Source organism: Streptomyces sp. NPDC088747 (assembly GCF_044751025.1).
Taxonomy (GTDB): domain Bacteria; phylum Actinomycetota; class Actinomycetes; order Streptomycetales; family Streptomycetaceae; genus Streptomyces.
In genome coordinates this window covers 79,245-101,693 of sequence record NZ_JBIVKZ010000016.1, presented here as the reverse complement: position 1 = coordinate 101,693, position 22,449 = coordinate 79,245, and the positions used below count along the sequence as shown (strand labels likewise).

18 protein-coding genes are annotated in these 22,449 nt (G+C 70.9%); 9 read left to right on the top strand and 9 right to left on the bottom strand.

Annotation, left to right across the window (positions count from 1 at the left end; all coding sequences use genetic code 11):
* Positions 1 to 5: 5 nt before the first annotated feature.
* Together ACIP79_RS31590 and ACIP79_RS31585 are read left to right on the top strand one after the other, a co-directional pair.
* On the top strand, positions 6 to 377 hold the full coding sequence (locus ACIP79_RS31590) for a DUF2255 family protein (RefSeq protein ID WP_401228640.1): 372 nt from the start codon (positions 6 to 8) through the stop codon (positions 375 to 377).
* Positions 378 to 486: 109 nt separating this feature from the next.
* A complete protein-coding gene (locus tag ACIP79_RS31585) occupies positions 487 to 1,005 on the top strand; it encodes an adenylate kinase (RefSeq protein WP_401228638.1) in 519 nt (172 codons plus the stop codon).
* 16 nt (positions 1,006 to 1,021) lie between these two features.
* Here the strand turns inward: ACIP79_RS31585 and ACIP79_RS31580 are convergent, their stop codons facing one another.
* From ACIP79_RS31580 to ACIP79_RS31540, 9 genes are all read right to left on the bottom strand, one after another.
* Entirely contained in the window at positions 1,022 to 4,039 is a 3,018-nt protein-coding gene (locus ACIP79_RS31580) for a glycoside hydrolase family 2 TIM barrel-domain containing protein (protein WP_401228636.1), read from the bottom strand.
* 62 nt (positions 4,040 to 4,101) lie between these two features.
* The gene (locus ACIP79_RS31575; protein ID WP_401228635.1) at positions 4,102 to 6,861 is read right to left on the bottom strand and encodes an alpha-mannosidase; all 2,760 of its coding nucleotides are present in this window, start codon (positions 6,859 to 6,861) and stop codon (positions 4,102 to 4,104) included.
* 50 nt (positions 6,862 to 6,911) lie between these two features.
* Positions 6,912 to 7,769, bottom strand: a complete 858-nt coding sequence (locus ACIP79_RS31570; RefSeq protein ID WP_401228633.1) for a carbohydrate ABC transporter permease — start codon at positions 7,767 to 7,769, stop codon at positions 6,912 to 6,914.
* Complete coding sequence (locus tag ACIP79_RS31565) at positions 7,766 to 8,713, bottom strand: carbohydrate ABC transporter permease (protein WP_401228631.1); 948 nt, start codon at positions 8,711 to 8,713, stop codon at positions 7,766 to 7,768. The genes ACIP79_RS31570 and ACIP79_RS31565 overlap by 4 nt, the downstream gene beginning before the upstream one ends.
* 7 nt (positions 8,714 to 8,720) lie before the next feature.
* On the bottom strand, positions 8,721 to 10,055 hold the full coding sequence (locus ACIP79_RS31560; protein ID WP_401228629.1) for an ABC transporter substrate-binding protein: 1,335 nt from the start codon (positions 10,053 to 10,055) through the stop codon (positions 8,721 to 8,723).
* Positions 10,056 to 10,355: 300 nt separating this feature from the next.
* The gene (locus tag ACIP79_RS31555; RefSeq protein ID WP_401228627.1) at positions 10,356 to 11,360 is read right to left on the bottom strand and encodes a LacI family DNA-binding transcriptional regulator; all 1,005 of its coding nucleotides are present in this window, start codon (positions 11,358 to 11,360) and stop codon (positions 10,356 to 10,358) included.
* A gap of 147 nt (positions 11,361 to 11,507) precedes the next feature.
* Positions 11,508 to 11,957, bottom strand: coding sequence for a DoxX family protein (locus ACIP79_RS31550; protein WP_401228625.1), 450 nt, complete (start codon positions 11,955 to 11,957; stop codon positions 11,508 to 11,510).
* A 262-nt stretch (positions 11,958 to 12,219) separates the two neighbouring features.
* Complete coding sequence (locus ACIP79_RS31545; RefSeq protein WP_401228623.1) at positions 12,220 to 12,834, bottom strand: dihydrofolate reductase family protein; 615 nt, start codon at positions 12,832 to 12,834, stop codon at positions 12,220 to 12,222.
* A gap of 102 nt (positions 12,835 to 12,936) precedes the next feature.
* The gene (locus ACIP79_RS31540; RefSeq protein WP_401228621.1) at positions 12,937 to 13,473 is read right to left on the bottom strand and encodes a DUF4383 domain-containing protein; all 537 of its coding nucleotides are present in this window, start codon (positions 13,471 to 13,473) and stop codon (positions 12,937 to 12,939) included.
* 207 nt (positions 13,474 to 13,680) lie between these two features.
* On the opposite strand from ACIP79_RS31540, the gene ACIP79_RS31535 reads away from it, so the two are divergent.
* The 7 genes from ACIP79_RS31535 (at position 13,681) to ACIP79_RS31505 (ending at position 22,423) form a co-directional block, all read left to right on the top strand.
* Positions 13,681 to 14,628: a hypothetical protein gene (locus tag ACIP79_RS31535; protein WP_401228620.1), complete on the top strand. Its 948-nt coding sequence runs from the start codon at positions 13,681 to 13,683 to the stop codon at positions 14,626 to 14,628.
* Positions 14,629 to 14,709: 81 nt separating this feature from the next.
* Positions 14,710 to 16,083: a cryptochrome/photolyase family protein gene (locus tag ACIP79_RS31530; protein ID WP_401228618.1), complete on the top strand. Its 1,374-nt coding sequence runs from the start codon at positions 14,710 to 14,712 to the stop codon at positions 16,081 to 16,083.
* A 12-nt stretch (positions 16,084 to 16,095) separates the two neighbouring features.
* Positions 16,096 to 17,592, top strand: coding sequence for a cryptochrome/photolyase family protein (locus tag ACIP79_RS31525; protein ID WP_401228617.1), 1,497 nt, complete (start codon positions 16,096 to 16,098; stop codon positions 17,590 to 17,592).
* A gap of 134 nt (positions 17,593 to 17,726) precedes the next feature.
* Positions 17,727 to 18,869 (top strand): polyprenyl synthetase family protein, encoded by a 1,143-nt coding sequence (locus ACIP79_RS31520; RefSeq protein ID WP_401228615.1) that lies wholly within the window; start codon positions 17,727 to 17,729, stop codon positions 18,867 to 18,869.
* Positions 18,866 to 20,437 (top strand): phytoene desaturase family protein, encoded by a 1,572-nt coding sequence (crtI, locus tag ACIP79_RS31515; protein ID WP_401228613.1) that lies wholly within the window; start codon positions 18,866 to 18,868, stop codon positions 20,435 to 20,437. Before ACIP79_RS31520 ends, crtI begins: the two co-directional genes overlap by 4 nt.
* Positions 20,424 to 21,419, top strand: a complete 996-nt coding sequence (locus ACIP79_RS31510) for a phytoene/squalene synthase family protein (RefSeq protein WP_401228611.1) — start codon at positions 20,424 to 20,426, stop codon at positions 21,417 to 21,419. The genes crtI and ACIP79_RS31510 overlap by 14 nt, the downstream gene beginning before the upstream one ends.
* Positions 21,416 to 22,423, top strand: coding sequence for a DUF5914 domain-containing protein (locus ACIP79_RS31505; RefSeq protein WP_401228609.1), 1,008 nt, complete (start codon positions 21,416 to 21,418; stop codon positions 22,421 to 22,423). Before ACIP79_RS31510 ends, ACIP79_RS31505 begins: the two co-directional genes overlap by 4 nt.
* The last annotated feature ends 26 nt before the right edge of the window (positions 22,424 to 22,449 follow it).

Here is a 22,449-nt window from a genome sequence, read left to right as displayed (position 1 = left end):
TGACGATGACGCAGTGGAACGACAAGGAACTCGACGGGATCGGCACCGCGGAGGATCTGGACCTCGCGTCCGAGCCGGCCGACGGCTCGCTGCGCGAGCCCGTGACGATGTGGGTGGTCCGCGCCGGTGACCACCTCTACGTGCGGTCGGTCAAGTGCACCGACGGTCCCTGGTACCGGGGCACGCGCTCCCGTCAGCAGGGCCGCGTCGAGGCCGGTGGCGTACGCGAGGACGTCACCTTCCACGAGGCCGGCCCCGGGGAGTACGCGGACGTGGACGCCGCCTACCGCACCAAGTACGGGCACTACACGAGCATCGTCGAGCACGTCCTGACGGAGCGGGCCCGCGCCGCCACGCTGCGCCTGGAACCACGCTGACCGCTCACCCGGCGAGGAGCACCGGCACGTTGCCCCCGAGGACCGCTTCATGCGGCACCTCACCCTGCGGGACGGCGCTGCGCACATCCGCCACCACTAAGGTGCCTGTGTGAAGCGGATCTTGGTGGTGGGTGTCACGGGGGCGGGGAAGTCCACGCTGGCCCGGACGGTGGGTGAACGCCTCGACGTCCCCTACCACGAGATGGACGCCCTGTACTTCACCGGCCCGGACTGGACGGTCAACGACCGACTGACCGAGTCGGTGTCACGCCTCGCGGCCGAACCCCGCTGGATCGTCGACTCGCTCGGCTGTCCCGAGGTGCGTGACCTGCTCTGGGACCAGGCCGACACCGTGCTCTGGCTCGACTACGCCAGGCACGTCGTCATGCCCCGTGTCCTACGCCGCTCCCTCCGGCGTACGGTCACCCGCGAGGTCCTCTTCGGTGGCAACAGTGAGACCTGGGCGGGTTGGCTGAGCGGCGAACACCCGGCTCGGTGGGCCTGGTCCCAGCACGCGAACCGCCGCCGCGAGATCGAACACCGCACGCGCGACCCGCGCTTCGCTCCTCTCAGCACACTCCGGTTCTCCCGCCCCGAGGACACCGCGAACTGGGTGGCGGGCCTGTGACCCACGGCGCGTATCCCTAGCCCGCCGAGATACGCAGCCTGATCGTGCGCGACTCCGGGCGAAGCGCGAACTCGGGCCACACGTCCGGTCCGCACGCCCGCGAGCCGAGACCGTGCTGCGCGGCGTCGATGGTCAGATGGCTCGTCGTCGAGTCGCCGAGTTCGAAGGGGTGTCGGGCTCGGGCGATCCGCTGGGGGGTGTGACGGCTGAGGGTGAAGCCGGGGCGGCGCCCTCGGGTGTCGGGGAGTGCCTCGATGCGCAGCGCCTCGGTGGCACCACTCATCAGCGTCAACCGGCGGAACTCCGAGCGGTGTCCGGTTTCCTGAGGACGCGCGTAGTCGACCGAGAGATCGCTGATCGGGGACGAGAAGAGACCCGTACGAGCCGCGCGGAGACTGTCGGGATAGGACTCCAGCGGGCCCAGGCCGAACCACTCCGCGCCATCCAAGGGAGTTGTGCCGTCGGGCAGGTCGAACCGGATGCCGATCCGGGGCCACACGGTCCGCCAGCCGCGCGAGGGCTCGATCTCCACGCGGAGTTCCAGCGCGCCGTCTTCGAGGGACCAGAGGGACTCCATGGTCACCCAGAGCGCGCTGTTCGCCGCGGAGACCTTGTCGAGGGTGCGCAGGGCGTCCGCGGTGTGCTCGACCAGGACGCGCCGGGTGGTCAGCCGGTCGAGTCCGTCGCGGCGCCACAGGTCGGCGTTGGACACCCCGGCGATGCTGGCGTCGCTCTCCTCGACGCCGTCGGACGGGCTCTCGTCGTTGTCGGTCGGCGCGCGGAACAGTTCCAGTCGCGGCCCGCCGACGGCGCGGCCGGCCAGGCGCGAGAGGGTTCCGCCGGTGAACTCGGCCGTCCCGAGCGACAGGGTCCCCTCGGCCGGCCGCCAGTCGGTCCGTGCGCGGACGGCGGGCACGGGATGCCGTACGGAGCAGTCCAGTTGAGCCGTCGCGATCACATGTCCCGCGGCTGCCCAGGGCGTTGGCGCCGCCAGTGTCGCGTCTATCGTCAGCCATGTCTCGGCGTCGGGGCTGACGGCGACCTGGGGCAGCGGCGCCCGCGCCGACTCGCCCGCGGCTATGACGGGGACCTCCAACTCCCCGGCCGCGACGGGGACTCCGTCGTGCTCGACCCGCCAGCGGAAGGACAGGTCGGAGGTGTCGGCCGCGTGCCGCACGTTCGTGACCGCGACCTTCCCGTCGTCGAAGGCGAACTCGACAGGCCGCACCGCCGCCTTGAACTCGTGGAGGCTGGGAGTGGGGGTGTCGTCGCTCAACACCATGCCGTCCATCACGAAGTTGCCGTCGTGTACGACCTCTCCGAAGTCGCCGCCGTAGGCGTAGTACGGCGTTCCGTCCGGGGTGGTGGCGAGGATGCCGTGATCGCGCCATTCCCACACGAAGCCGCCGTGCAGCCGTGGGTACTGCCGGGCGAGTGCCTCGTACTGGTCGAACCCGCCCGGCCCGTTGCCCATCGCGTGCGCGTACTCGCACAGCAGGAACGGCTTGGCGCGCTGCCGGGCGCTCTGCGCGGGAGTGCAGTTGAGCAGCGCGGAGCGCGAACTGTCCGAGCCGATCCGCTCGGTCTCCGGCACCGACGCGTACATCCGCGAGTAGATGTCGGTGTACTCGCCGGTGTGGTCGCCCTCGTAGTGCACGGGGCGCCCGGTGTCGCGGGCGTGGACCCACGTGGACATGGCGGCCAGGTTGCCGCCGGTCCCCGCCTCGTTGCCGAGCGACCAGATGACGATGCTGGGATGGTTCTTGTCCCGTTCGACGGTGCGCCTGATGCGGTCTAGGAACGCCTCGCGCCAGGCCGGGTCGTCGCTCGGATTGCCGGCCCAGTCGAGCTTCTCGAAGCCGTGCGTCTCCAGATCGCATTCGAGGACGACCCAGAAGCCGAGTTCGTCGGCCAGGTCGAGCAGCCGGGGATGCGGTGGGTAGTGGCTGGTGCGGATGGCGTTGACGTTGAACCGCTTCATGCGGGCCAGATCCTCGCGGGCGTGCTCCTCGTCGAAGACGCGACCGCGCTCGGGGTGCGTCTCATGGCGGTTCACCCCGTGGAAGACGACCCGGCTGCCGTTGACGAGGAACCGGTCGCCGCGGATCTCGACCGTGCGGAATCCTGCTCGCAGCGCGATGCTCTCTGCGGCCGTGGACACGGTGGCGTCGTACAGGCGGGGCCGTTCCGCCGACCAGGGCTCGACGTCGGTGACGTCGAGGGGGGCCACGTCGGCCGGGGTGTGCCAGACGTGTTCGACGCCGAGTTCGGGGATGCGCAGGGTGACCGGGAACGCGGACGCCTCGGCGGTGATCTCCGCTTCGATCCGTCCGCGCCCGTGGTCGAAGCCGGTCCGCAGCCAGACGTCGTCGATGCCTCCGGCGGGCCGGGCGTTCAGGGTGACATCGCGGAAGATGCCCGGCAGCCACCACTGGTCCTGGTCCTCGACATAACTGGCCGCCGACCACTGATGGACTCGTACGGCGATGGCGTTGTCGCCTGTGCGCAGCGCTGAGGTCACGTCGAACTCGTGGGCGAGCCGGCTTCCGCTCGCGCCGCCGATCTCGACGCCGTTGACCCACACGCGGAACAGCGACTCCACGCCGTCGAAGCGCAGCACCACGCGTGCGGCGTCCGACCAGTCGGCGGGGAGGTCGAAGTGGCGGCGGTAGTCGCCGGTCGGGTTCTCGTCGGGCACGTGGGGCGGGTCGATCGGGAAGGGGAACTGGATGTTCGTGTAGATCGGCCGGCCGTAGTCACCGTCGCCCTCCAGCACCCAGTGGGAGGGCACGGGGATGCTGTCCCAGCCCTGGTCGTCGAAGCCGTCGGCCGCGAATTCCTCCGTGGCCGGCGCCGTGGGCGACAGCCGGAACCGCCACGGCCCGTTCAGCGAACGCGAGGGCGCGTCGGAGTGCAGCCACGAGCGTGCCGGGAGCAGGGCGCCACGCCCTGGCGCGATGTCCGAAACCTGGGGGGAGAGCTCGGTGGGCAAGAGGTCACAACTCTTTCTTGGTGTCACAGGGGCAGCTGACATCGGCCGCGATCGCCGTGCGGGGCGGCGTGTCGCCTGGGGGATCCAAGGGGTACGCCGGTGCTCTACCGGAGTACGACCGTGCGGATCTCCCATGGACCGAGGGCCAGTTCGAGTCGGTCCGAGGCCTGAACGCGCGAGATCGGCCGGCCGAGCAGGTCCACGGTGGTGGCCTCGGAGAACGCGCCCGTCACCCGTACGGTGCACGCGGTGTCCCGTATGGCGGCCAGCCGTACCTCGGTGCCGGCCCCGGACTCGTCGTCGGTGACGCGGCGGACGCCTGACACGAGGACGTTCGGGCCGTCGACCCGCAACCCTGATGTGTCCAGGGGCAGTTGGCTTCCGGCGGGTGCGGTCCCGCGGGTGATGAGCACGTCGTTGCGGAAGTCCTCGGCGAGGGCGACCGCGTTCGCCCCGCTCCAGCCGGCCGCGGAGGGGAGGACGGCGAAGCGGTTCTCGACGCGCATGCCGAGGTCCTGCGCGCCCGGGGCGGGGATCTCGCTCGCCGCGGGTTCGTCGCGGAGCGGATGGATGTTGACGCTGATCGAGCCGATCGCGCGCAGCAGGGTGATGGCGAGTTCGCCGCCCTCGCCGACGAGTTCGTACTCGCTGGAGTGGTCGAGCAGGACCGTGGCGGCGCCGGCCGACACGAACGTACTGGCCGGGAAGGTCGGCAGCGGGTACTCGCCCCAGCCGCCCTCGGCGGTGAGACCGCGTTCGGTGACGGCGAACTGGCCGGCCGACGAGGACGTGGTCACCTGCTCGGGCAGCGGCACGTGGAAGCGCAGCCGGTGATCCGCCGACTGGTTCAGGAACGAGGTGGAGACCCGTACGAAGGGTTCACCGGCGCGCACCTCCACGAGGGTCTCCACCGGTGTCGGCAGGGTCCGTTCGTCTCGCAGATCGCGGTCGGAGGAGAGCGCGGCGGGCCACGCGTAGACGCGGGTGACCCGCAGCCGTGACCGCAGCGGGCCGTCCTCCAGCACGTCGACGGTGATCTCCGTCGGCTCCGAGACGAGCAGGTCGTGCGCCGGAGGGGCGTAGTTGTAGCTGTCGCCGCGGTCACCGCCGTCGACGAGGCGGCCGACGCCGTTCAGTACGGTGCCGTCGGCGCCGGTGATGTCCAGCGTGCCGTCGGCGGCGACCGTGACCTCGACCAGGCCGTTGGCCAGGGTGCGGCCCTTCGCTGTCGCGACCGTGTGGGAAGCCGGCGCGGGGGAAGCCGGCGCGGGGAAAGCCGGCGCGGCGGAGGTGTCCTCGCGCGGCTCGACCCTGAAGGCCGTCAGACCCGAGGCGGGAACCCGTGCGGGTACGAGCGCGGTTGCCCTGGCTTCCTCCACCGTCAGCACCCGCCACTCCCCCGGGTGCGCGGCAGCCGCGGCGGCGACCTCCCGGCGCAGGATCAGCAGGTCGAACGGGCCGCTGGCGGGGACCTCCGCGAGGTGGAAGACGAGTGAGCCGGGGGTGAGTTCGTAGTGGTCGATGAGCCGGCCGAACAGTTCGCGCCGGTGGATCCGGCGCAGCACGCGTTCGAGTTGTGAGGCGTCCATGCGCTCGTCGCTGAGGACCGTCGGCGCCTCGGAGATGAGCTGTACGGGGTGGGCGGTGCCGTCGGTGACGGTCGCGACCAGGCGCGTTCCCGCGGGCGGGGCGACGACATCCACCTCCACCAGCGCGGTGCGCTCGAACGGCAGCGGGTTGGCGACGAGGTAGGCGTCGCTGGGCACTTGGGAGGCGGGTTCGGCGAGCGCGGCGTCCCGGACGGCACGGGCGGTCTGTGCCGCCTCCGCGAGGCGTGCGGCGACCTGGTCGCAGGTCTCGTCGGTTCCGGAGCCGACGACCGAGTCGTGCGCCGTCGACTCGATGATCTTGTGCCAGGCGAGGGAGAGGAACGGGGAGTCGTCGCGCCGGGACCAGAGGGCGTTCATGCGCTCGGCGTGGTCGATCGTGCGCTCGGCGACCGCCATGCGCTGCTTGAGCCCGAGCCGTACGGAGAGCACTCCGGGGAGGATGTTGCCGCGTACGTGACTGCGCAACTCCCCGGTGACGACAGCGGACACCTCGTCGCGTACGTGCTCGCGGAGGTACTCGTCGAGGGTCGCGATGGTGATGGCGCGCCCTTCGCCGGACGCCTGTCGCAGCCAGGCCGCGAGGTGCGGGTCGGGTGCGTTGTGGTCGGTGCCGGCCATCGCCAGGACCGGGTCGCCGCCCCAGCGCTCATCGGTCATCTCCGCGTACTCGCCCAGCGCGCGGCCGATCCGGTCGGGCACCAGCAGGACGTCGAGGCCGTTGTCGTAGCCGTCGAAGAGGAACTCGGTGCGTACTTCGGAGCCGTCGGGTGCGCGCCAGCGGAAGGCGTGACCGTCGACGGTGCCCGGCACACCGCGCCACAGTGCCGCGTGCTCGATACCGGCACGGGCGAGGATCTGCGGCATCTGCGCGACGTGGCCGAACATGTCCGGCAGGTACCCGACGGGCATCGCGCCGCCGAGGTCCGCCGCGGCGGCCCACCCCATCTGGAGGTTGCGGACGATGGTCTCGCCGGAGCAGAGGAACTCGTCGAGCAGGATGAGCCAGGGCCCGATGGCGAGCCGTCCCTCGGTGACCAGCGCCACGACCCGGTCGCGGTTCTCCGGCCGCATCTCCAGGTAGTCCTCGATCGCGGCCATCTGCCCGTCGGCGGTGAACCGGAAGTCCGGGTTCGCCTCGGCCGTCTCCAGCACGGTGTCGAGGGCGGCGACCAGCCGGTGCCGGAAGACCTGGAACGGCTCGTACCACTCCCGGTCCCAGTGGAAGTGGGGCACGAAGACGGCGGAGTTGCGCATGGCGGGAGGAACCTTCTGTGCGTGCGGAGACGGTGGGCGGGCGCCGGTGGTCACTTGAGGGAACCGGCGGCGAGACCGGTGCGCCAGAACCGCTGGAGGAGGATGAACACGATGATGACGGGCACGATCGACACCAGTGAACCGGTGATGACGGACTGCTGCAGGAGCGGCGCCCGGGCGGTCTGGCCGTTCCACTGGTACAGGCCGAGGGTGATCGGGAACAGTTCCTCCTTCTGCAGCATGACCATCGGCAGGAAGAAGTTGTTCCAGATGGCGACGAACTGGAAGAGGAAGATGGTCACCAGGGCCGGCGTCATCAGCTTGAAAGCCACCGAGAAGAACGTACGGAACTCCCCCGCGCCGTCCAGACGCGCCGACTCGATCAGCTCCTGGGGAACGGCCGCGTTGGCGAAGATGCGGGCCAGATAGACGCCGAACGGGCTGACGATGCTGGGCAGGAACACCGCGAAGTAGGTGTTGACGAGCCCGGTCGCCGAGAACAGCAGGAACAGTGGGAGCGCCAGTGCGGTGGTGGGTACGAGGACGCCGCCGAGGATGACGGAGAAGAGGAACTCCCGCCCGCGGAAACGGAACTTGGCGAGGGCGTAACCGCACAGCGCGGAGATCAGGGTGCCCACGGCGGCCCCGAGCACCGCGTAGATCACGGTGTTGACGGCCCACCGTCCGAAGATGCCGTCGCTGCGGGTGAACAGGACGCGCAGGTTCTCGAACAGGTTGAAGTGGGAGAACGCCAGGCCGTTGGTGGTGGCGAGATCCCCCTGCGGCTTGGTGGCCGCGACGATGAGGAAGTAGATCGGGAGCAGGAAGTAGATGGCCAGCAGGAGCATCAGGGCCATGGCCGCCGTGCGGCTGCCCGCGCTCTCTCGGTTCACGGACGCTTTGCTCACAGGCCGGCCTTCTTCGAGGTCAGTCGCATGAATCCGAAGCTCAGGACGAAGGTGATGACGGCGATGACCACGGAGATCGCCGCGGCCTGCTGGTAGTTGTTCCCCGACGCCACCGCGTAGGCGAGCATGTTCGGGGTGAACGTGCTGGAGATGTTCGAGGAGATCTGCCGCAGCACCGCCGGCTCCGCGTAGAGCTGGAGGGTGCCGATGATCGAGAACACCGTGGTGAGGACGATCGACGGAGCGATGATCGGCACCTTGACCTGCCAGGCGATGGCCCAGTTGCTCGCGCCGTCGAGCTTGGCGGCCTCGTACAGCTCCTGCGGGATCGACTGCAGGGCCGAGTACATGATGAGCATGTTGTAGCCGGTCCACAGCCAGGTGGAGATGTTCGCCGCCGACCAGAGCACGGTTCCGGGGCCCAGGAAGTCGGGTTGGAGACCGATATGGTTCAACAGGTCTACGACGGGGCTGAGTTGCGGTGAGTAGAGGTACGACCACATGATCGCGGCGATCACACCGGGTACGGCATACGGCATGAACGCGGTGATGCGGAAGACCGACTTGAGCTTCAGCAGCGGTGTGTCGAGGAGCAGGGCCATGATCAGGGCGACGAACAGCATGACCGGCACCTGCACGGTGCCGAACAGTCCGATGCGCCCGATGCTGGACCAGAACTCGGTGTTCTCGAAGACCTTCTGGTACTGCTCGAAACCGCCGAAGCTCGTGTACGAGGTGCCGTACTGGCCTCCGGTGCGGTGCACGGCGCGGAAGCTCTGCCAGAGCGCGTACCCCACCGGCACCAGGTAGAACAGCACGAACGGGAGGAAGAAGGGCGTCAGGAACGCGATGATGGTGCCGGCCCGGGGGCCGCCGCCGTTGAGACGGCGACGACCCCCTGGTGACGTCACCACTCGCGTCGCGCGGGTCGCGAGGTCGGTCATGCCGCGATCACTTGCCTGCCGTGACCGGGATCGCCTGGTCCTTCATCGACTTCAGCGCAGCCGCCTGGGCCGCCGCCAGCGCGTCCGTGAGGGTCCCGTCGCCGGCCGCCGCCTTCGCCATCGCGTCCTGGAGCGCGAGGTTCACCGTCTTCTGGGTGGGGCCCCAGGCGAAGCTGGTGTCGATGTTCTTGGACGACTCCGCGAAGACGTCGAAGATCTTCTCGTTGTTGTAGTACGGAACGCCCTCGGACAGCGCGGGCAGTTGCAGCCCCGCGTTGGCGGCCGGGTAGAGACCGCCCAGCTTGTTCTCCAGCGCGAGCGCCTCGGGGTCGGTGTTGAGCCAGGTGTTGAACTTGACCGACTCGTAGAGGTGCTCGCTGCCCTTCATGAACGCGACGGTCGAGCCGCCCCAGTCACCGGACGCGCCGTTCGCGCCCCACGTCGGCATCGGGACGATGCTCCACTTGCCCGCCTGCTTGGGCAGGTTGTCGCGGAACATGCTGTAGCCCCAGGCCGCGCCGACGTAGCTGGCGATCTGGTCCTTCTGGTAGGCGGCGTACATCTGCGTCGACCCGTTGGCCAGGTCGGTGCGGACGACCTTGTCGGCGATGAGCTTCTGCCAGTAGTCCGCGACCTGCTTGCTCTGGTCCGACTCGACGGTGACGTGCCACTTGTCGCCGGAGTAGCTGTACATCTTGGCGTTGTTCTGCCAGATCAGCCCGTTGAACCATTCGGCGTTGTTGGGGTCGAAGAACGTGATGTCGAGGTCGGGGTCGGCCTTGTTCAGCTTCTCGGCGGCCGCCGCGTACTCGTCCCAGGTCTTGGGGACGGCGACGTCGTACTTCTTGAAGAGGTCGCTGCGCACGTAGAGCGCCATCGGGCCGGTGTCCTGCGGCAGGGCGAACACGCCGGTGTTGGCGAAGCTCGTCTGGGACCAGGTCCACGGCACGAACTTCGACTTGGCCGCGGTGGCGTCCGCACAGCCGGAGGCGTCCACGAAGGCGTTCTGGGTGCGCAGATTGGGCAGTTGGTCGTAGCCGACCTGAGCGAGGTCCGGCGCCTTGTCCGCCTTGAGGGCGTTGCCGAGGGTGCCGTACTGGTCGTTGGAGATGTTCTTCGTCTCGACCTGGATGTCCGGGTTCTTCTTGTTCCACAGGGCGACGACGTCGTCCATCCCCGGAACCGTGTTCCAGTACTGGAGCGTCACCTTGCCCTTGGCGGGCTCGCAGGACGCTGCGGATGACTTGTCGGACGGATCGGACGACGAGCATCCGGCGAGTACGACGATGCCGGCCGCCGCAACGACGGCGGTGAGGCGGATGCGTGTGGCTGTGTTGCTCATATTTTCCGTTCCAGACAACGGCTAGCGACGGTGCTAGGCGGCTCGATGCTGATCCCTCGGGCGAGTGCCTCCGGGTGGAAGGGACAGGATGCAACGGCGTCGGTTCAAGCGCCGAACGCCGTGGCGGGGCGGGTGGAAATATTCGTTATGACTACTTGTGAGCGGTCCCGTGAACGCTCCCGTGAACGTTCACGGGGAAGCTCGGGGGTACCCCACGAGATGTTCCGCGAAGTGCTCGGAAGTCTGCGCTTCGGCGCCGTTCCATGTCAAGACATTCGAGGCGGACGCGTTTCCGCGGTGTTAAGCGGAGCCGCTGAGCCGCAGTTCGGCGTGCACGGCCAGGTCGACGGCCGCGAGGGTCTGCGGTCCCGCCAGCAGCCGGGCGACCTGCTCGACGGCGAGCGCGCCGAGTCGCCGCGTGTCGAGTGCGACGCTGCTGAGCGGAGGTTCCAGAAGCGCTCCGAGCTGGAGGCCGTCGAACCCGATGACCGCCAGGTCCCGCGGGACGCTCCTGCCGAGCCGGCGGGCTTCCCTGAGGGCGCCGATCGCGATGATGTCGTTGAACGTGAAGACCGCGGTGACCTCGGGATGAGCGGTGAGCAGTTCCCTGAGCGCCGCGCCGCCGCCGTCGGCCGTCTGGTCCGCGCCGACCATCATGCCGGCGTCGATCCCGTGCGCCTTCGCGGCCGAGGTGAACCAGGTGTGCCGGATGCTCGGTTCGGCCCGGGCGTGGTGGTCGAGCATGCCGATCCGGGTGTGACCCTTCGCCACCAGGTGGGCGATCGCGTCGTGCACGCCCTCCTCACCGTCGATCCGGATCGAGCTGAACCGCGTGGACGCGCCCTCACGGCCGATGAGCACGACCGGCATGCCACGGGTGAACGCGTCGAGCTCGCTGTCGGGGCAGCTGAAGTAGCCGATGACCGCGTCGACCTGCGAACTGATCACCTGGAGCGTGCCCCGCTCCTCCTCGGCCCGGTCGGCGGTGTCGTACACGACGACGTGCCAGCCACGGGTCCTGGCGGCCTCCAGGGCGGCGGCCGCGACCTCGGTGAAGAACGGGTTGAGCAGGTCGGGGATGACCAGTCCGATGGTCATGGTGTCCTGGCGGACCAGCCCGCGGGCGAACCGGCTCGGCCGGTAGTCGAGCGCGCGAGCGGCGTCCAGCACGCGCTGTTTGGTGTCGCTGTCGATCTCGCCCTTGTCGTTGAGCGCCCGCGACACGGTCTGCCGGGACACCCCGGCCGACCTGGCGACGTCGTTGATCGTGACCTTCCGGGGCTCCGCCCCCGATGTCGAGACCATCGCCTACCTCCTGCTTCTCGCGAACGCCGGTGCGCGCGCAAAGCCTGAGTATGCACGTCCGGGGCGACGGCACGAAGCCGGACCGTGAGCGGGAGGGCCGAGTCCGGCGGACGCGCCGCGACCCACGGTCCGAGGAGGGGCGGACGGTCACCGGGACTGTTGGGCCACCGGGCCGGAGGTCGACCGCGCGCCGCTCTCCCGTCCGGCGAGCCCCGAAACGGAGAGCGCACCGGGGCCGAAGAAGACGATGAGCAGGAATCCCCAGCAGAAGAGGACCGGGGCGAGTCCGCCGTTCTGCAAGGGGAAGAGGCCGTCCTGCTGGTGTTCCGTGAAGTACGCGAACGCCATGATGCCCGAGCAGAGGAACGCGGCGCTGCGGGTGGCGACTCCGAGGAGAACGAGCGCGCCGCCCACCAGCTCGATCACTCCGGCGTACCAGAAGGGCCAGTCGCCCGTGGGACTGGCCTTCCGGTCCAGCACCCCGAAGACCGTGGCGGCGCCCTCGCTGGTGAACAACAGGCCAAGGACGATACGGAACAGGCCCAGCACGAGGGGCTGGCCCGCCGTCAGCCGGTCACTGAGGCTCGGACTGGTCATCGGTACTCCTGGAAAGTGGAACTACGGAATCGGCCGGAAGGAGGGAACGTGGACCACAGAGCGCAGGTCGCGGCCCTCAGTTGACCGTACGTGCGCGAAGCGCTCCGGGTTCAGACGGACCTCGAACTTCCGGTCGCCAACTCCCGGCCTCGAACTCCCGGTGGCCACGCCTCGGTTCCGCGATTCCGATCGCCGCGAGCGGGGCCCCCGGGGGGCGGGGCGACGGGGCCCGATCGCCCGGCCCGGCCCCGGACGCGCCGGGTCACTTCACGAAGCGGTACTTCAGGTGGGTGGCCAGCGGCGTCTCGACCACCCGGACCTGCTCCAGTTCCCGCCGCACGGCGCCCGGTCCCTCGAAGAGCCGCAGTCCGCCGCCGAGCAGCGCGGGGACCGTGTGCAACTGGAGCTCGTCGATGAGATCCTCCCGGAGGTACTGCCGCACCGTGCTCGCCCCGCCCGCGATGTCGACGTTCCTGTCCCCGGCCGCGGCCTTCGCCTGGTCGAGGGCGCTGTGGATGCCGTCGGTGACAAAGGTGAACGTGGTGCCGCCCTCTTTCACCAGGGCAGGCCGGGGCCGGTGGGTGAGCACGAAGACCGGGGCACGGAACGGCGGGTTGTCGCCCCAGAACGCCTCGCCCGTGTCGTACATCATCCGCCCCATGACCACCGCTCCGGTGGCGTCGAACCACTCGCGCATCAGCTCGGAGTCACGGTTCTCCTCCCCGCCGGTCATCCCCTGCCGCTCCCGCCAACTGGCCAGGTTGTGGATCCAGTCGAAGAGCGGTTCGGCGCCGTCGCCTCCCGGGTTGTCCAGGCCGACGCCGGTGCCGGCGATGTAGCCGTCGAGGGAGATGGCCATGTCCGCGGTTACCGTCATGATGAGGTGCTCCCGAATCGTGGATGTACTGCCTTGACACTCACGTCGATCGGGGAGCGTCGCATTCGACAGTCGGTCGCGACGTACCTCGGTGAAAGGTCGTCAGACGTCGCGTCCGGTGAGGGGCAGGGGCCCGGCGGCGGCGCCGAGTTCGGCCTCCGTCGGCTCCGTAGCCGTCCGCTCGGAGTGCCTGCGGCGAAAGTACGGATTGTCGGGGGACAGCTTGCTGGAGACCCGGCCGTACATGCCGAACGTCGCGATGAGCAGCCCCATGACGAAGCTGAAGATCACGTTGGTCATGCCGAAGTCCAGGATGTTGGCGGGGCGGTCCAGGACGAAGATGTGGGCGAACCCGCTGAGTACGAACAGTCCGCCCACCCACATGTTGAGGGTGGAGGCGAAGTTGCCGCCGATGAAGGCACCGACGAGCAGCGCGAGACCCACCACGGTGGAGATCACGCTGAGTGCGACGTTGCTGGTCATGCCGGCGATCGTGTCGCCCGAGGTGGTGAAGGGGCTGAGGGCGTCGGCGAACCCGAGGCCCGCGAAGACGAGCAGCAGGATGCCGCAGGACGCGGCGCCGTAGCGATAGACGGTCGCCAGATGGTGGTCGACGGGGAACTCGTCTTGCAGCTTCATGTCCGCTTTTCGACCGTAATCGTCCCGCTGGATGCGGACGGACGCGACTTCTTTCCACATGGCCCTCCCTCCTCGTACGCCGACCCAGGAGCCGCGCCGCTCTGTGGCCATGCCATTCGGGTGACGCCGTGCATCCAGGAGCTCCACGGCTGGTGAAGAGGTGGCGTGGGCGGTCGATCTGCCCGGCACCCTCGGCAGGAGACGCTCATGCACCCCATGGCGATGGACACCGCACCGGCGGCCCCCGGCCGGTCACGCGGTGACGCCGACAGGCCGGGCGCTCCCCTCGCGCCGGACGCCGAGGAGCAGGCCTCTCCCCTCGTCACCTGGGACGCGATCGGGCTGGAGACGATGGCGTCGATGCTCGTCGTGTCCCTGCGTCGCCGAGGGAGCCGTTGTCTCGGCGCGCGTTGTCAGTGGCCGCGTCTTCATCCGCTGAACGAGCGGACGACCGTCGTGACACACCATCCGTTGATCATGGTGGAGTCCACCCGTCAACTGGCCCTGGCCCTGGAGCGCGGGCATCTGCCCGCAGCCGGTGCCCCACCGCTCGAGCCCGTGTCCGTGGCCATGGGACTGAATCCGCGGGAGTGTCCCGAGGAGAGCGGCAGTGGGACCGACGTGGCCGTACGGATCGGCGTGAGCGACCTGGAGATCCGGGCCGGAACACTCGTCGCCTACCGGGTCACGGCCGAGTACCTGCACGCCGGCACCCCGTTCGGGTCGTGCACCATGCGGTTCGCCCGGACGGCGTACGCGGACGCGCCCCACCTCGACACGCGCCTTCCGGCAGCGTTGCTGCATCCCCCGGCGGCTGCCGTGGGCGCCGTCGCCGAGCCCGACGTGCTGGTGGCGCGAGCACCCCAGGGACGGCTGGTGGTCGTCCCACGTGACCCGGGGCATCCCGTGCTGCTGCCGGGCCGGCCGTCCGTTCTGCCCGCGCTCGCGGTACCTGAGGCAGGCCGACAGGCGGCGCTGCTGAACTCCGGGACGACGGCCGCGGCCGTGGTCGGTCTGAGCGTCGACCTGCGCTCCCCCACTCCGGCTCGCGGGGCCCGGCTGGAGCCGGCGCCCGAGCAGGGCGGCTTCCGTTTCCCCGTCCTGGCCGCCGGACGCGTCACGGCGACGGGCACGGTCACCCTGCTGCGCCCATGATCGGAGAGCAGGGGCGACACCAGCGGTACCCGCAACACAGCAGTACCCGCAACACCGCTTCACGACATCAGGAGTTACGACATGACCGTCGCGGTCGTCCTGTTCACCTCGGACCTGCGTCTCAACGACCATCCGCCGCTGCGCGCCGCCCTCGCGGCGGCCGATGAGGTGGTTCCCCTCTTCGTGCGCGATCCCGGTGTGCAAGCGGCGGGCTTCGACGCACCGAACCGCACCGCCTTCCTCACCGACTGCCTGCACGACCTCGACACCGCACTGCGCCGGCGTGGCGGTCGGCTGGTCGTACGGTCGGGGCCGGTCGACCGGGAGGTCGGGGACGTCGTCTCCCGGTGCGGCGCCACGGAGGTGCACGTGGCCGCGGGCATCACCGGTTACGCGCACCGGAGGGAGGAGCGGCTGCGCGATCATCTCGACGGACGCGGCGTCGCCCTCCACGTGCACGACACGGTGATCACCGCGGTCGCTCCCGGGAGGCTGACCCCGACCGGCTCCGATCACTACGCCGTCTTCACCCCCTACTTCCGCCGCTGGTCGACCGAGCGGCTGCGCGAGACCTGCCCGGCGCCGCGCACCGTGCGCGTCCCCGACGGGGTGGACGGCGAGCCCCTGCCGTCCCGGAAAGAGCTGTCCGGCATCTCGCCGGACCTCCCTTCCGGTGGTGAGAAGGCGGGGCGGGACCTGTTCTCCCGGTGGGCCCGGTCGGGCCTGTCCGACTACGAGGACCTGCACGACGACATGGCCGGCGACGCGACCTCGCGACTGTCGCCGTACCTGCACTTCGGCGCACTCTCCCCGGGGGAACTCGTGCGGCGCGCCCGCTCGCACGGGGGCCCCGGCGCGGAGGCGTTCGTCCGCCAGTTGTGCTGGCGCGACTTCCACCACCAGGTGCTGGCGGCGCGGCCCGCCACGTCCGCGCGGGACTACCGCACCAAGCACGACCGGTGGCGCGGCGAGAAGGACGCGGCCGAGGACATCGCCGCGTGGCGGGAGGGCCGTACCGGCTATCCGGTCGTGGACGCCGGAATGCGGCAGCTGCGTCACGAGGGCTGGATGCACAATCGCGCGCGCCTGCTGGTGGCGAGCTTCCTGACCAAGACGCTGTACGTGGACTGGCGGATCGGCGCGCGGCACTTCCTGGACCTGCTGGTGGACGGCGACATCGTCAACAACCAGCTCAACTGGCAGTGGGTGGCCGGAACCGGCACCGACACCCGTCCGCACCGCGTGCTGAACCCGGTGGTGCAGGGCAGACGCTTCGATCCGAAGGGAGCGTACGTACGCCGGTGGGTGCCGGAGCTGCACGAAGTGGAGGACCGGTACGTGCACGAGCCCTGGCGGCTCCCGAAGGATCTGCGCACCCGCCTGGACTACCCCGAACCGCTGATCGACCTCGCCGACGGGCTGGCACGTTTCAAGCACGCCCGCGGACGCGACTGAGGAGCGACCCCCATGCACTGGCTCTTCGGCGACCAGCTCGGGCCCCACTTCCTCACCCCGGGCGAGGACGGCCCGCACAGGGACACACCGCTGCTCATGATCGAGGCGCGTTCGGTGTTCCGGCGCCGGCGCTTCCACCGGGCCAAGGCCCACCTGGTGCTCTCCGCCATGCGCCACCGCGCGGCCGAACTCGGCGAGCGGATGACCTACGTACGGGCCGACACCTACCGGGAGGGCCTGGAGCGGGCGGCGGGCAGCCGCCCGGTCACCGTCCACCACCCGACCTCGTACGCCGCCGCCCGCCTGGTGCGCGAGCTGCCGCAGGTCACCACCGGCCCGGCGCGCGGCTTCCTGGTAGGGACCGACGATTTCGCGGCGTGGGCCGAAGGGCACGGCGGCGAGCGGCTGCGGCAGGAGGACTTCTACCGATGGGTGCGCCGGGGTCACGACCTGCTGATGGACGGCGACGCCCCGGCCGGCGGCAAGTGGAACCTGGACCACGACAACCGGCAGCCGCCGCCACGCGGCGCAGCCACCCTGCCGGTCTCCGCACCGTACCGACCGCGCGAGGACGACATCGACGACGAGGTCCGTCACGACCTCGACCGCTGGGAGAAGGACGGTGACGTGTCCTTCGTCGGGCGGGACGGGCCCCGCCTGTACCCCGCGAGCCGTACGGAGGCGAGAGCGGCCCTCGAACGCTTCCTCGCCCACCGGCTCGACACCTTCGGCCCGTACGAGGACGCCATGCTCGCCGCCGATCCGGTCATGAGCCACAGCCTGCTGTCGTCCTCGCTCAACCTCGGTCTGCTCGACCCCGCCGAGTGCGTCGAGCGGGCGGAGGCCGAGTGGCGGGCCGGCCGGGCGCCGCTCAACAGCGTGGAGGGATTCGTCCGGCAGATCGCGGGCTGGCGGGAGTACGTCTGGCAGCTGTACTGGTACTTCGGCGAGGAGTACCGGCGTTCCAACGTCCTGCGGCACACCGCTCCGCTCCCCGACTGGTGGAACGACCTCGACGCGGACGCGGTGGAGGCGCGCTGTCTGCACACGGTCCTGGCCCAGGTACGGGACACGGGATGGACGCACCACATCCCCCGGCTGATGATCCTCGGCAGTCACGCCCTCCAGCGGGGCTGGGACCCTGCCGCGGTCACGGACTGGTTCCACCGCAGCTTCGTGGACGGATACGACTGGGTCATGGTCCCCAACGTCGTCGGCATGTCCCAGTACGCAGACGGGGGCCGGATGACGACCAAGCCCTACACGTCGGGCGGCGCTTACGTGCACCGCATGAGCGACCTGTGCGGCCCATGCCGCTACCGGCCGGGCGACCGCACCGGTGAGCACGCCTGCCCCTACACCGCCGGCTACTGGAACTTCCTGGACCGGCACCGGGAACGGCTCGGCCACAACCACCGCACCGCGCAGCCGGTCCGGCAGCTCGACCGGCTGTCCGACCTGGCGGAGGTGCGCCTACAGGAGCGCGCCCGAGGTGACGCACCGCCATGACGGCCCCGCCGTGGGGCCGGTGGAGTGACCGCGGTCCGGCACGGCCGCACAACGGGCAGGGATCAGCGCATCCGAACACGGGCACTCGGCAGAAGCTTTGATGTGGGGCTGACCGAGAGTGAGAAGGGGTTTGCATGCTGGGACTGCGGCCCACTGTGGCCGACGCGTTCGGGCCGGCCGACGGTCCGGCGACGGCCGGAGACGTCGTCAGTGCCGTCGAGGCGGAGCTCGGGCGGGTGCTCGACGACGCGATGCGCCGGGCCCGTGACACCGATCCGGTGTTCGCCCACGATGTCGCCGAACGGGTCACCGCGTTCGTCCGACGTGGCGGGAAGAGACTGCGCACGGCGTTCGCCTGGTGCGGCTGGCGGGCCGCCGGGGGATCGGGTGACATCACCCCGGTGCTGCGCGTCGGCGCGGCCCTCGAACTCGTCCAGGCGTGCGCTCTCGTCCACGACGACGTGATGGACGGATCGGCGTTGCGGCGCGGCGCGCCCGCGGTGCACGTGGACTTCGCCCGTACGCACTGGGCGGCCCGTATGGCGGGGCGGCCCGAGGCGTTCGCGACCTCCGCGGCGATACTCGCCGGCGACCTGGCACTAGCCTGGGCGGACGACATGCTGACCGAGACCGCACTCGGCTCACCGCACGGCACCCGGCTGCATCGCGAGTGGCAGGCGATGCGCGGCGAGATGGTCGCCGGACAGTACCGGGACATCCACGCGCAGGCCACCGGTGCGTCCGGACTCGACGAGGCGCTGACCATCGCCACCCTCAAGAGCGCCCTGTACACGGTCGAGCGGCCACTGGCCCTCGGCGCGTCCCTGGCCGGCGCCGACACGCCCACCCTGGACGCGCTGCGCTCCGCGGGCCGGTGCGCCGGGCTGGCCTTCCAGCTCAGCGACGACCTGCTCGGCGCCTTCGGCGATCCCGCGCTGACCGGCAAACCGGCCGACGACGACCTGCGGACACGCAAGCTCACCTACCTGCTCGCCGTCGGTCTCGAACTCGCCGGGGCAGCAGGCGACGAGGAGGCCGCCGAAGCGCTCGCGCCTGGTGCGCCCCGACCCTCGGACGACGCCGTGGCACGCATGCGAACGGCGCTGGTACGGACAGGGGCGCGGTCTGTCGTGGAGTCGAAGATCTCGGAGCTGGCGGCGTCGAGTCTGCGGCACTTCGACCGGACCGGCGCGCAGCCCTTCATGCGGCGGGAGTTCGCCGCGCTCGTCGAACGGGCGACAGGCGTGTCCCCCAAGCGCGCCGGGGAGGCCGCGTGAGGACGGTGGCGGGGCGGACGGATCATGTCGTCGTGGTGGGTGCGGGGCTGTCCGGCCTCGCCTGTGCCCTGCACCTGTTGGGCGCCGGGCGCCGGGTGACCGTCGTCGAACGGGACACCGGGCCGGGCGGCCGGGCCGGGCGTATCCGCCTCGGCGGGTACGAGGTGGACACCGGGCCCACGGTCCTGACCATGCCGCACCTGGCCGACGAGGCGTTCGCGGCGGTCGGCGACAGCCTCGAACGGCACGTGGAGCTGACCGCCCTCCACCCCGCCTACCGGGCCTGCTTCGCGGACGGGACCTCCCTCGACGTGCACACCGACGGCGAGGCGATGGAGGCGGAGGTACGACGATTCGCGGGTCCCGCGGAGGCCGCGGGCTACCGTGAGCTCCGGGGGTGGCTGGAGCGGCTCTACCGGGCCCAGATGGGGCGCTTCATCGACACGAACTTCGACTCGCCCTTCCAGCTCCTGCATCCCGACCTGGCCCGGCTGGCGGCGCTGGGCGGCTTCGGGCGGCTTGATCGGCGCATCGCCCGGTTCCTGTCCGATCCCCGGCTGCGCCGGGTCTTCACCTTCCAGGCCCTGTACGCCGGAGTAGCCCCGGCGAGGGCTCTCGCGGCCTACGCGGTGATCGCCTACATGGACACCGTGGCGGGCGTCTGGTTCCCCAAGGGCGGCATGCACGCGCTCCCCCGCGGGATGGCGGACGCGGCGGCCGAGGCGGGGGCCGATTTCCGCTGGTCGGCCGAGGCCACCTCGCTGGAACGCTCGGGCGGCCGGGTCCGTGCCGTACGGCTGGCGTCGGGCGAGCGGATCGCCTGCGACGCGGTGGTGCTGTCCTGCGAACTGTCCGCCGCCCACCGGCTGTTGGGGCGCGCTCCGCGGCGTCCGGTGGGGCTGCGTCACTCGCCGTCGGCCGTGATCCTGCACGCGGGTACCGACCGCACGTGGTCCGGACTCGCTCACCACACCCTGTCGTTCGGCGGGGCCTGGGAGCGGACCTTCGACGAACTGACCCGCACGGGACGGCTGATGAGCGACCCGTCCCTGCTGATCACCCGGCCGACGACGCACGATCCCACCCTGGCGCCACCGGGCCGGCACCTCCACTACGTGCTGGCGCCCTGCCCGAACACCGACGTCGGCCCCTCCGCCGCCGCTTGGCGTGACCTCGGACCGCGCTACCGCGACAGCCTGGTCTCCGAGCTGGAACACCGGGGCCTGGACGGCTTCGCGGACAGCGTCCAGGAGGAGATGCTGGTGACGCCGCTGGACTGGGCCGCCCAAGGACACGCGGCGGGCAGCCCCTTCTCGGTGTCGCACACCTTCGCGCAGACCGGCCCGTTCCGCCCGCGCAACCTGGTGCGCGGCCTCGACAACGTCGTCCTTGCCGGCTGCGGCACCACTCCCGGCGTCGGCGTCCCGACCGTGCTCATCAGCGGCAGACTCGCCGCCGCGCGCGTCACCGGGGGCGTCCGACGCCGTTCCGCCCACACCCGTCCGGCGACGCCCGCCGCCCGTGTCGCCGCCGTCTCGACCGCGGAAGGTGACCATGACCCGTCGTGAACTGGACGCCGCCGGGATCACCGATCCCGCCCTGCGTGCCGCCTACACCCGATGCCGGGAGCTCAACGCCCGTCACGGCAGGACCTACTTCCTCGCCACCCGCCTGCTCCCGGTGGAGCACCGTTCCGCCGTGCACGCGCTGTACGGCTTCGCGCGCCGGGCGGACGACATCATGGACGACCTCGACAGGCACCCGACGGCCGAGGAGCGCGACCGGCTGCTGCGCCGCCTGGAAAGCGACCTCGCGCACGGGCTGCGCACCGGCGAGGGGAACGAACCCGTGGTCCGGGCCGTCGCCGACACCGCGGACCGGTACGACATCGGGCCGTCCCTGTTCGCGGACTTCCTGGCCTCGATGCGCAGCGACCTGCACGTCACGGACTACCCCACCTACGCCGACCTGCGCTCCTACATGCATGGCTCGGCCGCGGTCATCGGTCTGCAGATGCTGCCCGTCCTGGGCACGGTCACGCCCCGGGAGGAGGCGGCGCCCCACGCGGCGGCCCTCGGGGTCGCCTTCCAGCTCACCAACTTCCTGCGGGACGTGGGCGAGGACCTGGACCGCGGCCGCGTCTACCTGCCCGCCGACCTGCTCGCCGCGCACGGCGTGGACCGGCCCCTGCTGGAGTGGAGCCGCCGGACCGGTCGGCGCGACCCGCGGATCCACGCGGCGCTCCTCGCTGCCGACGCGATGACGAGAGAGGTGTACCGGGAGGCGGAACCCGGCATCGCGATGCTCGATCCGCGGACGCGCCCCTGCATCCGGACCGCCTTCACGCTGTACCGCGGGATTCTCGACGCGATCGCGGCCCAGGGTCACACGGTGCTGCACCGGCGTGCGGTGGTGTCCCGGCGGCGGCGTGCGGCCACGGCCGGCGCGGGACTCGTACAGATCGCGGGTACGCGGTGGCGTGCCCGTTCCACACCTGCCGCGCCTCGGGCGGACGGCGCGGCGATCCCGACGAAAGGACCCGTGCCGTGAGCGACCGAGCGGACCGAGCCGGCTGGACTCCGCCGTTGCGGCGGCGGCGCCGGCCGGACTGGGCGACACAGGCACCGACCTGGCGGGAGGCCCGCCCGGCGCTGATCGCGGACGCGCTCAAACGGGCCTCGGCACGTCCGTCGGGCAACTGGTTCGTCGTCGGTGCCTCCCGTGACGTACGCCCGGGTGGCGGCCCGTACGGCAGGACGGTCGGCGGTGTCGAGGTGGTGCTGTGGCGCACGGACACCGGTGGGCTGCACGCCGGGCCGGGGGCCTGCCCGCACCTCGGCGCACCCCTGCGCGACAGCCGGGTGGTGTGCGGCACCCTCGTGTGCCACTGGCACGGACTGGCCCTGGACGGTGGGTCGTTCGCGGGCTGGGACCCCTACCCGGCCCATGACGACGGGGTGTTGGTGTGGGTGCGGCTGGACGCGGTGGGCGGCGAGGAGCCGACCGAGCGTCCCGTGGTGCCGGCCCGGCCGGCGGCGGGCAGCGGGGTGGACGCCGTGTTCACGGCGGTCGGGCGGTGCGAGCCGCAGGACGTGGTCGCCAACCGGCTGGATCCCTGGCACGGTTCGTGGTTCCACCCGTACTCGTTCGTCGACCTGACCGTGGCCCGTCCGCCCATGGGCGAGGAGGACGACGCCTTCGTCGTCGACGTGTCCTTCCGTGTGTCGAACCGTCTGGTGGTGCCCGTCCGTGCGGAGTTCACCGCGCCCGAGCCCCGCACGGTCGTCATGCGCATCACCGAGGGTGAGGGGTCCTCGTCGGTCGTGGAGACGCATGCCACGCCGCTGACCCGCGAGGCGGACGACCAGCCGCGGACCGCGGTGATCGAGGCCGTGGTCGCCGCCTCGGACCGGCGCGGTTTCGCGCTGGCGCGGGCGGTCGCGCCAGCGCTGCGACCGCTGATGTGCCGGACCGCCGGCCGCCTGTGGCGCGACGACCTGGCGTACGCCGAACGGCGCTGGACCCTGCGCAGCACGGGACGCTTCCCCGAATGAGCGCGGCGCGGTCGATTGCCGTGCCG